Source organism: Streptosporangium saharense, from assembly GCF_014203715.1.
GTDB classification, from domain to species: domain Bacteria; phylum Actinomycetota; class Actinomycetes; order Streptosporangiales; family Streptosporangiaceae; genus Streptosporangium; species Streptosporangium saharense.
Window position 1 is genome coordinate 467,362 of record NZ_JACHJP010000005.1, and the last position, 13,599, is coordinate 480,960.

12 protein-coding genes and 1 pseudogene are annotated in these 13,599 nt (G+C 71.7%); 10 read left to right on the forward strand and 3 right to left on the reverse strand.

Annotated elements, in window-relative coordinates; translation table 11 throughout:
* Nucleotides 1–16 precede the first annotated feature (16 nt).
* The gene (locus FHS44_RS25240) at nt 17–3,304 is read left to right on the forward strand and encodes a hypothetical protein (protein ID WP_184718805.1); all 3,288 of its coding nucleotides are present in this window, start codon (nt 17–19) and stop codon (nt 3,302–3,304) included.
* On the opposite strand, the gene FHS44_RS25245 is transcribed toward FHS44_RS25240, so the two are convergent.
* The gene (locus tag FHS44_RS25245) at nt 3,267–3,686 is read right to left on the reverse strand and encodes an NUDIX hydrolase (RefSeq protein ID WP_184718807.1); all 420 of its coding nucleotides are present in this window, start codon (nt 3,684–3,686) and stop codon (nt 3,267–3,269) included. The genes FHS44_RS25240 and FHS44_RS25245 overlap by 38 nt on opposite strands.
* 74 nt (nt 3,687–3,760) lie before the next feature.
* Between FHS44_RS25245 and FHS44_RS25250 the strand changes: the two genes are divergently transcribed.
* From FHS44_RS25250 to pqqE, 9 genes and pseudogenes are all read left to right on the forward strand, one after another.
* On the forward strand, nt 3,761–4,390 hold the full coding sequence (locus tag FHS44_RS25250; RefSeq protein ID WP_184718809.1) for a DUF6758 family protein: 630 nt from the start codon (nt 3,761–3,763) through the stop codon (nt 4,388–4,390).
* A 363-nt stretch (nt 4,391–4,753) separates the two neighbouring features.
* Nucleotides 4,754–5,371, forward strand: a complete 618-nt coding sequence (locus FHS44_RS25255; RefSeq protein WP_184718811.1) for a MarC family protein — start codon at nt 4,754–4,756, stop codon at nt 5,369–5,371.
* 191 nt (nt 5,372–5,562) lie between these two features.
* Nucleotides 5,563–6,276 carry an MBL fold metallo-hydrolase gene (locus FHS44_RS25260; RefSeq protein WP_184718813.1) on the forward strand — a complete coding sequence of 238 codons (714 nt, stop codon included), beginning with the start codon at nt 5,563–5,565 and terminating at the stop codon, nt 6,274–6,276.
* Nucleotides 6,276–7,172, forward strand: coding sequence for a RecB family exonuclease (locus FHS44_RS25265; RefSeq protein ID WP_184718815.1), 897 nt, complete (start codon nt 6,276–6,278; stop codon nt 7,170–7,172). The genes FHS44_RS25260 and FHS44_RS25265 overlap by 1 nt, the downstream gene beginning before the upstream one ends.
* Nucleotides 7,173–7,442: 270 nt before the next feature.
* Nucleotides 7,443–7,532: pseudogene (locus FHS44_RS42865) on the forward strand (pyrroloquinoline quinone precursor peptide PqqA); the annotation flags it as partial.
* A gap of 19 nt (nt 7,533–7,551) precedes the next feature.
* On the forward strand, nt 7,552–8,412 hold the full coding sequence (pqqB, locus tag FHS44_RS25275; protein WP_184718819.1) for a pyrroloquinoline quinone biosynthesis protein PqqB: 861 nt from the start codon (nt 7,552–7,554) through the stop codon (nt 8,410–8,412).
* Nucleotides 8,409–9,095, forward strand: coding sequence for a pyrroloquinoline-quinone synthase PqqC (gene pqqC, locus FHS44_RS25280; protein ID WP_184718821.1), 687 nt, complete (start codon nt 8,409–8,411; stop codon nt 9,093–9,095). The genes pqqB and pqqC overlap by 4 nt, the downstream gene beginning before the upstream one ends.
* Entirely contained in the window at nt 9,092–9,385 is a 294-nt protein-coding gene (gene pqqD / locus FHS44_RS41155) for a pyrroloquinoline quinone biosynthesis peptide chaperone PqqD (protein WP_221461229.1), read from the forward strand. Before pqqC ends, pqqD begins: the two co-directional genes overlap by 4 nt.
* Nucleotides 9,382–10,515: a pyrroloquinoline quinone biosynthesis protein PqqE gene (gene pqqE, locus FHS44_RS25290; protein WP_184718823.1), complete on the forward strand. Its 1,134-nt coding sequence runs from the start codon at nt 9,382–9,384 to the stop codon at nt 10,513–10,515. Before pqqD ends, pqqE begins: the two co-directional genes overlap by 4 nt.
* Here the strand turns inward: pqqE and FHS44_RS25295 are convergent.
* Both FHS44_RS25295 and FHS44_RS25300 read right to left on the reverse strand, forming a co-directional pair.
* On the reverse strand, nt 10,500–11,372 hold the full coding sequence (locus tag FHS44_RS25295; RefSeq protein WP_184718825.1) for an alpha/beta fold hydrolase: 873 nt from the start codon (nt 11,370–11,372) through the stop codon (nt 10,500–10,502). The genes pqqE and FHS44_RS25295 overlap by 16 nt on opposite strands.
* A 110-nt stretch (nt 11,373–11,482) precedes the next feature.
* Complete coding sequence (locus FHS44_RS25300) at nt 11,483–13,294, reverse strand: DEAD/DEAH box helicase (protein ID WP_184718827.1); 1,812 nt, start codon at nt 13,292–13,294, stop codon at nt 11,483–11,485.
* Nucleotides 13,295–13,599 lie beyond the last annotated feature (305 nt).

Here is a 13,599-nt window from a genome sequence, read left to right on the forward strand (position 1 = left end):
CGAGGAGGTGCTGAGCGTGGCCCCGGGCCCCCACGAACCGCGCTCACGAGAGTGGCCGGCGGACGACGAAGGGACGCACGGAGGCGGACGCCGGCGGCATCCGGACGCGCCGCCGACGATCCAGCACTCCCCTCCCGGCCCCTCCGACGACGATCCCCGAGGGCTTCCACTCGCCTCGCCGTGGAGGCTGCCGCCGTTCGCCGCGCCGATCCCCGAGGACGAGCCCCCCACGGCCCGCCCCGAGGGACTGGGCGGTGAGCGCCGCCGCGCCCACACCCAGCCGTACGCCTCCCCGACGGGCGCCCAGCCGGACCCCGAGGCCCGTCCCGACCCGTGGTCCGACCAGCCGCCCGAGCGCAGGCACGGCAGGCGCGGCGCCGACCGGCCCGACCTGCTGGTGGCCTCGGGACCCTCCCGCGAGCGGGACGACGCGGCTCCCGGCGACGGTGACTACGGGGACCTGCTCAGCCCCTCCTGGTTCGACGACTCCGACCCGCTGAGGCCGTCGGCGGAGCCTCCCAGGAGGACGGGGGAGGGCGACTACGGGGACCTGCTCGGCCCCGCGGAGCACGACGACGCCCACGCGGTCTTCTCCGCCCCGAGCCCCGAGGCGCAGGCCGTACCATCCCTTGAGGAGGCCGAGGACCTGGACATCCCGCGCGAGCCCAGGCGCCGTCGTGGTGACCGGCCCGACCTGCTGGTGGCCTCGGGGCCGCCGCGCAGGCCTCCGGAGCCCGCCCCCGAGGAGCGGACCGGCCCGTACGACGTGTGGCACGGCCTCCAGGAGGAGGAACCGGCCCAGACGTGGGAACCGGACGACGAAGAGCCCGCCGTACCGGACGAGGACGCCGAACCGGTGCACCGGCTCGGCCGTCCGCCGGGGGGCAGGCCCGCGAGACCGGACCTGCTGGTGGCCGAGGGACCGGCGGGCAGGCGGGGACCCGGGGGGCGGCACCACCGCTCCGCGACCGCCCCCTCCGCGCTGCGCCGTTCGAGCCCGGCAGGACGCGGACGCAGAGGCCTGGTCGTGCCCGTCGTGGTCGCCGCCGTGCTGGCCGCCGCGGTCGGCGGGGGAGCGGTGCTGTGGAACTGGAACGGCGGCCCGTTCACCACCGGCCTGCAGCTCGCCGGGGCCGAGGTGAGCTCGGGCGACACCGACTTCGCGCCACCGGCCGACGCGGGCGGCACCGGATCGAGCCAGGTGCTCAACGCCGTGGCCTCCGCGGGCTCCATCATGGTCGCCGTCGGCAGCGACACGACCAGCCCCGTCCCCAGGCCGCTGTTCCTCGTCTCCCCGGACGGCGGCACGACCTGGCGGCTGGGCAAGGTGACCGGGCCGGTCGGCTACGAGAACGGCCCGACGACCGTGGGCAGGGTCGCGGGCGGCGACGGCCTCTGGCTGGCCGCGGGCAACGACCTCCTGGGTGCCGGTCGAGGGCTGTGGACCAGCGAGGACGGCACCACCTGGACCGCCGTCGCCCCGGCGAAGCTGGGCGCGTTCGTTACCGGCGACAAGATCATGGACCTGGCCAGGACGTCCTCCGGGTTCGTCGCGGTCGGCACGCGTGTCCTCCAGGACGGCTCCCCGGGAGCCGTGGCCTGGACCTCCCCCGACGGGCAGGACTGGACCAGGGTCGAATCCGGCGAACTCGGCACCCCCGACCAGGTCAGGGGACTCAAGGCGGTCGTCGCCAGGGGCGACGCGGTGGTCGCGCTCGGCGACCCCGGGCGGGGCGGCTCCCCGGCCGTCCTGCGCTCCGCGGACGGCGGCAAGACCTGGATGCGGGCCGGATCGGCGCCGGAGGGCGTCACCCCCGAGGCGGGCGCGCTCGCGGCCTCCTCGTCGGGGTTCGTGCTCGTCCCGACCCAGCGGCACGACGAGAAGGGCGACGTCGCCGTCTACTGCTCGGCCCGGGGCGACTCCTGGGAGCGCTGCGGCGGCATCACCGGCCTGGCCCGCGAGGGCTCCGGGGTCAGGCGCCTTGCCTCCTCGGACGCCGGGATCGCCGCGGTCGCCGAGTCCGGCTTCGAACGCTACGCCGTCTACACCAGCAGGGACGGCCGTGACTGGCGCAAGTCCACCGACCTCGGCGACGTGCCAGGCTCGCTACGGGCCCTGGCCATCTCCGACGAGGGCACGCTCGTCGTCGGAGGAGACGAGCGCGCCGCCGACGTGGACAACCGCCTGGTCCTCATCACCGCCCCGGAGGGAGGCCAGGCACGGCCCGTCGCGCTCGACCGGATCGACGGCCTGGCCAGGGCCTCCCGCGACACCGCCAGGATCGCCGCGGGGGGCGGCACGTTCGTCGCAGTCGGCGCGGTCGCCGGGGACGCGGGCATCTGGACCAGCAAGGACGGCCACACCTGGAAGGGCGCGGGCCCGGAACAGGCACTCGGCGGCTCCTGGCGGCAGGCCCTCAGCGACGTCACCCGGGGCAGGCAGGGCTGGCTCGCCGTCGGCGGCACCATGACCGACGCCTCCTCGACGGGGCCGCTCCTGGTCACCTCGGCCGACGGCGCGACCTGGCGCAGGATCCCCGCCTCCGGTCCCCTCGTCCCCGCCGCCGAGCACGACCTCCTCGCCCCGCACGCGGTGGCCTCGGGGCCCTCGGGCTACGTGCTGGCGGGAGAGGACCGGGGGCCGTCCGCGACAGTCCCGGTGCTGTGGTTCACCGCCGACCTCAAACGCTTCACGCGGGCGGCGAAGCTCCCGGCCGGCGGTGTGGGCGTACGGCTCTACGACGTCTCCGTCACCTCCTCCGGGTACGTCACCGTCGGCGGCACGGGTACGGACGACCACGAGACCGGGGTGGTCTGGGTGTCGGCCGACGGGATCAACTGGGTCGCGCGCAAACCCGTGCTGCCCGAGGGGGCGACGGCCGCGGGCCTGAGACACGTGGTCCAGCACGGCACGACCATCGTCGCCTCGGGAACCGCCGTCACCGGCGACGGGCAGCGGGCCTTCGGGGCGGTTTCGGAGGACAACGGCATCTCGTGGGAGTTCGCCTGGCTGCCCGCCGAGGGGGCGGCAGCCGTACTGGACATGGCGGCGACGGCGGACGGCGTGGTCGCGGTCGGCTGGCAGGGGACGCCCGGCGAGGGCGACAGCGTCGCGTGGACCTCGGAGGACGGGCTGAAGTGGCAGCCACACGCCCAGACGGAGGACGGCCTGGCCGGGGAGGGCGCGCAGCGGCTCGGCGCGGTCACCGTCTCCGGTGGCCAGGTCGTCGCCCTGGGACGTTCGACCACCTACGACAGCGACCACCTCACCCTGTGGCGCTCGACCCTGACGGCCTCCCGATGACCCCCCACCCGGTGAGGGCGTCGAGCAGGCCCGGCGAGAGCGGCAGCCGGGCGAGGTCGTCCTCGGTGAACCAGCGGGCATCCTCCGCGTCGTCCCCGGCGCGGAGCGTGCCACCGCAGGACTCGGCGAGATAGTCGCGGATCTCGTAGACGACACCGCCGGGGCCAGGCCGGTCAACCGTGCCCGCCAGGCCGACGACCCTGACCGTCAGGCCCGTCTCCTCACGCATCTCACGGGCCAGCGCCTCGGTGTCCGACTCGCCCGGCTCGACCCGCCCTCCCGGGACGGACCACAGCCCCTTTCCCGGGGGACGGCCCCGCCGTACGAGGAGCAGCCGGCCCTGCTCGTCACGGACGATCGCCCCCACACAATTTACGCGCACATGGACAAGATTACGGCTGCATAACGAGAAGCACCCTTGACGAACCGGGCATGGACGAAGCACCGTGGGTAGGCGTGAGAGCCGAGCCCATCTGCCCGCGTTGTTTCGGCCCCCTCCGCCCGCCCAGCGCGTGGTCGAGTGCCTGGCGGTGCGGGCCGCACGGCGACGTCCTGCCGCTGCAGACGCCGAAACGCCCCTCCCAGGCCGCGATCGAGGCCCTCGTGGACTCCCGGGTCCCGGCCTGGTTGCCGTGGCCGCTGCCGCAGGGATGGCTGGTGACGGGCTTCGCCGAGGCGGGCGACGAGCGCAGCGGCATCAGGGGAACCGTGGTCGCGGTCTCCGGCCCTTCACTGACCCACGGTCCCGCGGACATGCTGATCATCGCGGAGGAGCCGGGGGTGGGGCTCGGCGCCGGGTTCGCCGGGATCTCGGGAACCGACCCGGGAGAGGGCTTCGGCGACGGACCGCCGCACGCCAAGGTCGAGATCATGGGGCATCCCACACCGATGTGGTGCGTCGCGGCGGCCCCGGACAGGGCGGTCTACGCGGGCGAGGCGCTGGGAAACTGGCTGTGGACGGTCGTCTGGCCCGCCGAGGCGGGCTACCTGGTGACCCTGGCCGAACTTTCTCTGAGAGACCTCAGGGACAACAACCAAACTTTGGACCTTCCTCTGGGGGCTTTCTCGCCTCGGTTGGAGGGGTAGTTGGGCTGTGCTTGCTTTTGCGGTTGTGCCTCTTTGCGCCGCCTGCGGCGGCGCGGGCTTGGGCGCCTAAGTCGGTGACTTCCCTCGTCACTCCTCCGCTTCGCTCCCCCGCTCCTCAGTCCAGCTCACCGACGCGCCCAAGCCGGACACTCCTCACGCACGGCACCGGTACCCCCAACTCCTCACGCGCGGCGCCGGTAACCCCAAAAGCCTCACTCCTGCGGGGGGTAGGGGAGGGCCGAATTCTGGGGAGGGTTGCTTTGGGTGAGGGGTGGGAGGGGCTCGGGGGGTGCTTGCTACCCTGCGGTGCGGGAACGTCTGGTCTGTTGTGGCGCGTTCCCTACCGAGGGTCAGGGGAAACGGGTGTTCGACGTCCAGTTCTTCGTCGAGGCGTTCGTCACGATGTTCGTGATCATGGACCCGCCCGGGATCATCCCGCTCTTCCTCGCCTACACCGGTGGCCGGACGACCCGTGAGCGCCGCAGGATCGCCTGGCAGGCCCCCATCGTCGCGTTCTGCCTCATCGTGATCTTCGCCGTCTTCGGTCAGGCCATCCTGGGATACCTGCACGTCGAGGTGGCGGCCATGCAGATCGCCGGTGGCCTGCTGCTCCTGCTTGTCGCCCTGCAACTGCTCACCGGCGACACCGAGCCCCCCGCCAACGCCGTACGGTCCAACGTCAACGTGGCGCTCGTCCCGCTCGGCACACCCCTGCTCGCGGGACCGGGAGCGATCGTCGCCACGATCGTCTTCGCCCAGCAGGCCGAACGCAAGGACGGCGGCATCCTGGCCCTGGCCCTGGCCATCGCCGCCGTACACCTCCTGCTCTGGGTCTTCATGCGCTTCTCGGTCACCGTCATGCGAGTGATCAAAGAAAACGGCGTAGAACTCGTAACCCGAGTCTCCGGCCTCCTCCTGTCCGCCCTGGCCGTACAACTCATCATCACCGCCATCAGAACCCTCCTGACCACCCCCACATAGGTCCCAGAGCCTCCTGCCGGTGATGGGGTACCGGTGCCGTGCGTGAGGAGTGTCCGGCTTGGGCGCGTCGGTGAACTGGACTGAGGAGCGACGGAGCGAAGCGGAGGAGCGACGAGGGAAGTCACCGACTTCAGGCGCCCAAGCCCGCGACGCCGAAGGCGTCGCAAAGAAAGCGGGTAAAGTGCGGAAGCGTGACAGCGCGTATCGAGCGAGTGGTGACCGAGGGCGTCGTCGATGTCGACGGCGTCGAGCACAAGGTCGAGAACAACACCTGGATCGTGGGTGACGATGAGGAGGTCATCGTCATCGACCCCGCGCGTGACGCGGAGGCGATCCTGGAGAAGGTCGGCGAGCGGGAGGTGCTGGCGGTCGTCTGCACCCACGGTCTGCCCGACCACGTGGGCGCGGCCATCGAGGTGGCGGCCCGTGACGAGGCCGTGGTCGCGCTCCACCCGAAGGATCGGCCGCTGTGGCGGCTGACCTGGTCGGAGACGTGGCCGGACATCGAGATGGAGGACGAGGGCCTGTTCGGCGTCGCGGACATCCAGCTTGAGGTCCTGTCGACGCCCGGTGTGTCGCAGGGCGGGGTCTCGCTGTACAGCGAGGCACTCGACGCGGTCTTCACCGGCAAGACCCTGCAGGCCGACGGCCCCGGCAGGATCGGCGGTGAGTATCCCGCGCTGGCCGACCAGCTGACCGCGATCGGCGGCAGGCTGTTCACGCTGCCGCACCGCACCCGGGTGCTGCCCGCGCACGGTGAGGAGTCCACGATCGGCGACCTGGAGCCGCAGTTCGACGCCTGGCTCTCCGGTTCGCTGACCCGTGGCACGGTCGAGGAGAAGGAGGGTCCGCTGACCGACGGCACGAGGGCCGCGGGCATCCGGATCAACCTCAACGACGAGTAATGGACCAACTGCCCCTGGAGGGCATGCCGCGACGGCTGTACTCGTGCACGCCGTCGCGGTTGAACACCTGGCTGGACTGCCCGAGGCGTTACCGGTTCACCTACCTGGACCGGCCCGCGCCGCAGAAGGGGCCGCCGTGGGCGCACAACAGCGTCGGCGTCAGCGTGCACAACGCGCTGGCCGGGTGGTGGCGGGAGCCGTACGAGCGGCGCACGCCCGCGATGGCGGGGGTCCTGCTGAACAACGGCTGGATCGGTGAGGGGTTCCGCGACGCCGCCCAGGCGGCGTCCTGGCGTGCGCGCGCCCGCGAGATGGTCGTGGGCTACACCGCCTCGCTGGATCCTTCCGACGAGCCGGTCGGCGTCGAGCGTACGGTGGCCACGAGGACGTCCGTGATCGCCGTCTCGGGGCGGGTGGACCGTCTCGACCGGCGTGGCGAGGAACTGGTCGTGGTCGACTACAAGACGGGCCGCCGCCCGCTGACGGAGGACGACGCGCGCTCCTCGCTCGCGCTGGCCGTCTACGCCGTCGCCTCCTCCCGGATGATGCGTCGCCCCTGCCACCGGGTCGAGCTGCACCACCTGCCGACGGGCTCGATCGTGGAGTGGGAGCACACCGAGGAGTCCCTGGCCCGGCACATCGGGCGTGCCGAGGAGATCGCGACCGAGGCGTCCGAGGCCGACGAGGCCTACCGCGCCTGGGCGGGCGAGGCTCCACGAGGTTCTCGTACGGCTACCGCAGGCCGCACGCCGCCCGCCGTACCCCCGCAGATCGACAAGGTCTTCCCGCCCAGGACGGGTCCGCTCTGCTCCTGGTGCGATTTCCGCGCGCACTGCCCGGAGGGCCAGGAGGCCGCCGGTGGGCGCCAGCCGTGGGACGGCCTAGGCGACGACTGAGGGGTCACCCGGGGCACGCGTGTCCGGAATTTGGCGTTCTCTGCATGAGTATCTGAGGTCTTCTGTTGGGTTGCGCCCAGAATTGATCCGATGAAATATGTATCAAAAGTGGTAGATTATTATATTTGAGGCCAATAATAGAAAATAGGTCCGACGTAATTGCCGCCAACCATTGACGAAAGCATTGATAACGGGTCATAACGGTTGTGACCCAAAACCCATGCGTCACATGGAAGGCGGTACACGCCCATGGCTGAGACCACGGAGCGCCGGGACGAGAAGAGCACCTGGCAGAAGCCCGGCTACCAGGTCGTCGAGGCGTCGATGGAGATGACGGCGTACTTCCTGGCCACCAGGTAAGCGGACGGGGGTTCACGCCATGCGACTGCGAATTCTGGGAACCGCCGCAGGCGGTGGCGTCCCCCAGTGGAACTGTGCGTGCCCCGGGTGTTCCGGGGCACGCACCAATCCGGCCTGGCGGCGCACCCATGCGTCGCTGGCCGTCGGGAACCACATCGTCAACGCCACCCCGGACATCGCCGAGCACGTCGAGACGCTGCGTCCCGCCGACGCGCCCCCGGAGCGGACACGCGTCATGCGCGTGGTCCTCACCGACGCCGAGCTCGACCACACGCTGGGGCTGTTCCGGCTGCGCGAGGCCGACGAACTGGAGATCGTCGCCACCCCCACGGTCCGCCAGGCGCTCACCCGGGGGCTCAGGCTCCACGAGGTGCTCTCGCCGTACGCCGACGTGCGCTGGCGTGACCTGATGACGGACGGCGAGGTCGCGCTCACCGCGGGCGTCGAGGTCCGGGCGGTCCCGGTCTCCGGGAAGCGACCCCGCTACGCCTCGGACGAGGCTTCGGCTCCCGACTGGGTGGTCGCGCTGCGCTTCACCGACCGGGCGAGCGGTGCGACGTGCCTGTACGCCCCCGCCTTCGGCGTCTGGTCGCCCGCGCTTGGGGACGCGATGGCCGAGGCCGGCTGTGTGATCGTCGACGGCACCTTCTGGGACGACGAGGAGCCCCGCCGTACCGGAATCTCCTCGCGCACCGCGACCGAGATGGGGCACCTGCCCGTCGAGGCGACGGCGGAGCGGCTGTCCCGGCTGCCCGGCCGGTGCCTGTACACGCATCTGAACAACACCAACCCCCTCGTCGATCCGGACGCGCCCCAGCACAGGAGGCTGGCCGAACTGGGCGTCGAGGTGGCCGCCGACGGAATGGTGATCGAGCTGTGAACGCCGAACCCTGGACCCCCACCGAGTTCGAGGCCCGTCTGCGGGCCGTACCCGAGGCGCGGTACCACGACCGCCACCCCTTCAACGTGCGCATGCACGCCGGGGAGCTGTCGCAGGAGGAGATCCGCAGGTGGATCCTCAACCGGTTCCACTACCAGCGGCATATCCCGATCAAGGACGCGCTCATCCTCGCCAAGCTGGAGACGCCCGAGCTGCGCAGGATGTGGATCCGCCGCATCCAGGACCACGACGGCAGGCGCGCGGGCGAGGGCGGCATCGAGCGCTGGCTGCGCCTGGGAGAGGCCGCGGGCCTGGACCGCAAGGACCTGCTGTCCGGGGAGGGCGTCCTGCCCGGGGTGCGCTTCGCCGTCGAGGCGTACGTGAACCTGTGCAGGCTGGGGACGCCCCTTGAGGCCGTCGCCGCGTCGCTGACCGAGCTGTTCGCCCCCGACATCATGCGGACCAGGATCGAGGCCTTCGAGAAGCACTACACCTGGATCGACGCCGAGGGGCTGCAGTACTTCAGGGGCCGGATCAGCCAGGGACGGCAGGACAGCGGCGAGGCCCTCGAACTGGTCCTGGAGTGGGCCGGGAGCCAGGCCGAGCAGGAGAGGGCCGTGGCCGCGCTCTCCCGCAAGTGCGACGTGCTGTGGGCGCTGCTCGACGCGGTGGACCAGGCGTGACGGCCCCCGAGGAGCTGGGCGCGACCGCCCAGGCCACGGACTGGCGCCCCCGGCTCGGCTCCGGGATCATCCTGCGCCACGATGCCGTACGGCACGCGGACCTGCTGGTCATGCCGGAGAGGATCGTGCTGCTCGAAGGCGGGGCGGTCGCCGTACTGCGACTGTGCGACGGCGAAAGGACCGTGGCGGAGATCGTCGAGAGGCTGCGGGCGGACTTCCCCGGGGCGCCGGTGGCCGACGACGTCACCGAGTTCCTCGACCGGGTGCGTACCGAGGGGTGGGTGCGATGAGCGAACCGAACAACGAACCCGTGGTGAGCCAGACAGGTGACGGGCCCGCGCCGCCGTGGGCCATGTTGGCCGAGCTGACCCACGGCTGCCCGCTGCACTGTCCCTACTGCTCCAACCCGGTCGGGCTCATCCCGCGCTCCCGGGAACTGGAGACCGCAGACTGGGTGCGGGTCTTCGAGGAGGCCGCGGCACTCGGGGTGATCCACGCGCACCTGTCCGGCGGCGAGCCGCTGCTGCGTCCCGACCTGAGGGAGATCACCGAGGCCGCCGCGCGCAACGGCGTCTACACCCAGCTCGTGACCAGCGGTGTCGGGCTCGACGCCGACCGGCTCGCCGAGCTGGTCGGGGCGGGGCTGCACAGCGTCCAGCTCTCGGTGCAGGACTCGACGGCCGCGGCCTCCGACCTCATCGCGGGAACCCGTTCGTTCGCCGCCAAGGAGCGCGCCGCGGCCCTGGTGCGTGAGGCGGGACTTCCGCTCGGGCTCAACGTCGTCCTCCACCGGCGCAACCTCGACTCCATCGAGGGCATCGTCGAGCTGGCCGCCACCTGGGGCGCCGAGCGGGTCGAGCTGGCCAACACCCAGTTCTACGGCTGGGCGCTGCGCAACCGGCGCGCCCTGCTGCCCACGCGCGAGCAGCTCGCCCGGGCCAAGGAGAGCGTGGAACGGCTGCGCGAGCGGGTCGAGGGCGTCGAGCTGATCTGGGTCGTCCCCGACTACTTCGACGGGGTGCCCAAGCCCTGCATGGGCGGCTGGGGGGCGATCTCGCTGACCGTCGGCCCCGATGGCTCGGTGCTGCCCTGCCCCGCCGCCTACGACCTGCCGCTTGAGTTCCCCAACGTCAGGGACCACTCGCTGGAGTGGATCTGGCGGCGGTCCACGGCTTTCGAGGCCTACCGGGGCACGGAGTGGATGAGCGGGCCGTGTTCCGGCTGCCCGCGCAGGGAGGTGGACTTCGGCGGCTGCCGGTGCCAGGCCTTCGCGCTCACCGGGGACGCGAGCCGTACGGACCCGGCGTGTGGGCTCTCGCCCGACCACCACCTGATCACCGAGCTGGTCGAGTCGGCGGGGGACGGGGAGCTGGTCTACCGGAGGCCGGAACGGCGCGGCGGTCTTCAGCTACGCAGGTAGGCCTCGGCGGCGTTCCAGAAGCGGACGAGCGCCGCCGCCGTCGTCTCCGGGGCCTCGACCGCGGGGGAGTGGGCGGCGCCGGGCACGACGACGCACTCGGCGCTCAGCCGGTCGGCCATCTCCGACTGCGTCCTCGGCGGCCAGCCGTCGTCGTGCTCGCCGAACAGCACCAGGGTCGCCACGTCCACCTGGTCGAGCTCGTCGCAGCGGTCGCGGGCGGAGAGGATCTCCCTGGTCATCGCGGCCATCCCGGTCGAGGAGTTGGCGAAGAACCGCTTGCGCATGAACGCCACGATCTCGTCGGGCACCCCGGAGGACAGGGCCTCGGGTTCGAGGCGGGTGTCCCACATCCGTTCGAGCCCGGCCTCGGGCGCCTCGGCGAGCATCTCCCTGCCCACCCGCTCCCTGAGGCCGACGATCGCGCCGGGGCCGGTGCTCATCATCGTGTAGGAGGCGAACTTGGTGCGGCCGTCGATGACCGCCTCCCTGGCGACCAGGCCGCCGAAGGAGTGCCCGACCAGGTGGATGGGCTCACCCCTGCCGATCAGCTGCGCCAGCGCGTCGACGTCGTTGCCGAGCGCCGCGCACGTGTAGGCCGAAGGATCGTCGGGGCCGCCGGTCTCGAACTGCCCCCGCATGTCGATCGCGACGACCTGACGGCCCGACTGGGCGAGCGTCTGCATGACCGCGAGGAAGTCCTCCTTGCTGCCGGTGAGACCCGGGACCAGCAGGGCGGGCATGCGTTCGGCGATGCCGCTGCCCGGCAGCGCCTCCAGCGCGGCGAACGTGCCGACCGCCGTCTCCAGCCGACGGGCACGGACGCCCGGAGGCAGGGTCAGAAAACGCGGCGTACTCACGTGGCCCCACGATACCTCTCTTGGTGACATGACTCCGCGCCCCGAGACGACGTGCCCGGATGCGGCAAGGGGCGCCACCTCGCGGTCGCGCCCCTTGTCACACCGTACGGCTAGCCCTGGCGGCGGGGACCCCGCTGCTGGCCCCTGACCTGCGGACGACGGCGGCTCTGCGCCCGCTCCGAGGCGGCGGACGGCGCGATCTCGTCGTCGTCGGTGGCCAGGTCGGGCGACTGGAAGATCACCGCGAACGGGCTGGGCGGGATGATCTTCTCCGGCTGGGGACGCGGCGCGGGCGTCTCGTCCTCCCAGTCCTGCTCGTCCTCCCACAGCGCGACCTCGGCGGCCTCCGCGCGGGAGCCCTCCTCTGTGAGGCTCACGTCGGGGTTCAAGCCTGCCCTCCGGTTACGGCCCCTGCGGGACGTGGTCTCGGCGGGCCGGTCGTCACGGATGTCCTTGCGGGGCGTCACATCCACGTCCACCTCCAGCTCGGCGGGTTCGACGATCGGGCTCTCGACCCTCGCCGCGAGCGGCGCCTGGGTCTCCTCGGAGACACGGTCCCCCCGCGAGCGGCGGCGCCCTGACTCCTCGTGCTGTGCCTCGGCGACGGCCGGCTGAGCCCCCTGGGACCCTGCCACCTCGGCCGCCTCCGCGCCGGTACGGCCACCGCGGGTGCGGCGCCTCTCCCTGGTGCGGGCGGGGCGCTCACGGCGCTCCTCCCGCTCCTCGTCACGGCCCTTGCGGCCGCGCGAACGGGTCCGGCCCGTCTCCCCGAGATCCTCGACCTCCTCGGCGGCCAGGCCTGCCCTGGAGCGGTTGGCGTGCGGCAGCACGCCCTTGGTGCCCTCGGGGATGCCCAGCGCGGTGAAGATGTGCGGGGAGGTCGAGTAGGACTCGACCGGCTCGGCGAAGTCGAGCGAGAGCGCGTTGTTGATGACCTTCCAGCGAGTGAGGTCCTCCCACTCGACGAAGGTCACCGCGACGCCGGTCTTGCCCGCCCGGCCGGTGCGGCCGATGCGGTGCACGTAGGCCTTCTCGTCCTGCGGGCAGTCGTAGTTGACGACGTGGGTGACGTCGTCGACGTCGATGCCCCGCGCCGCGACGTCGGTCGCGACCAGGACGTCGATCTTGCCGTTCCTGAAGGCGCGCAGCGCCTGCTCGCGCTGGCTCTGCCCCAGGTCGCCGTGGACGGCGGCCGCGGCGAAACCGCGCTCCTTGAGCTGCTCGACGACCATGTCGCAGGCGCGCTTGGTCTCGCAGAAGATCATCGTCAGGCCCCGGCCCTCGCACTGGAGCAGGCGGCCCAGGATCTCGACCTTGTCCATCCGGTGCACGCGCCAGACGAACTGGGTGGTCTGCGGTGTCGCCTCGGCCTCGGCGTCGTTGTTCTCGGCGCGCACGTGCGTCGGACGGTTGAGGTAGCGCCGCGACAGCGCGACGATCTCGCCGGGCAGCGTCGCGGAGAACAGCATCGTCTGCCGCTTGGCCGGGACGAGCTTGATGATGCGCTCGATGTCGGGCAGGAAGCCCAGGTCGAGCATGCGGTCGGCCTCGTCGAGGACCAGGACGTCGATCTGACCGAGGTCGAGATGCTTCTGCTTGACCAGGTCGAGCAGGCGTCCCGGGGTGCCGACGATCACGTCGACGCCCTGCTTGAGCGCCTCGATCTGGGGCTCGTAGGCGCGTCCGCCGTACACGGTGAGGATGCGGGAGCCGAGCTTGCCCGCGGCCGTGACCAGGTCCTCGGTGACCTGTATGGCCAGCTCACGGGTGGGCACGACGATCAGCCCGCGCGGCTTCTTACGGTTCTTCCTCGGCTTGCCGACACGTTGCAGCATCGCCACGCCGAAGGCGTAGGTCTTGCCGGTGCCCGTGCGGGCCTGGCCGATGATGTCCTGGCCGCTCAGGGCCAGGGGAAGGGCCATTTCCTGGATGGGAAACGGTGCGGTGATGCCCTCGGTCTCAAGGGCATCGGCGATCTCTGGTGTGACTCCGAGGTCTCGGAACGTCGTCAGCTTGGCCTGCCTAATCTCCGTTGAAGGCAGTCCTGCCGGGACCACGGGCGCAAATCTTCCCCGTGCCGTGTCCTCGCGGAAGGGCTAGCCCTCTCAATGTCATCAGCGACCGCTGCGGCGTCATGCCGACTTCGGGGGCGTCCAGGAGCAGGTCTCCTGGATTAACACAGGGCGGTCGCACTTTCACACAGTAGTGTACTCGATACCACAACGTG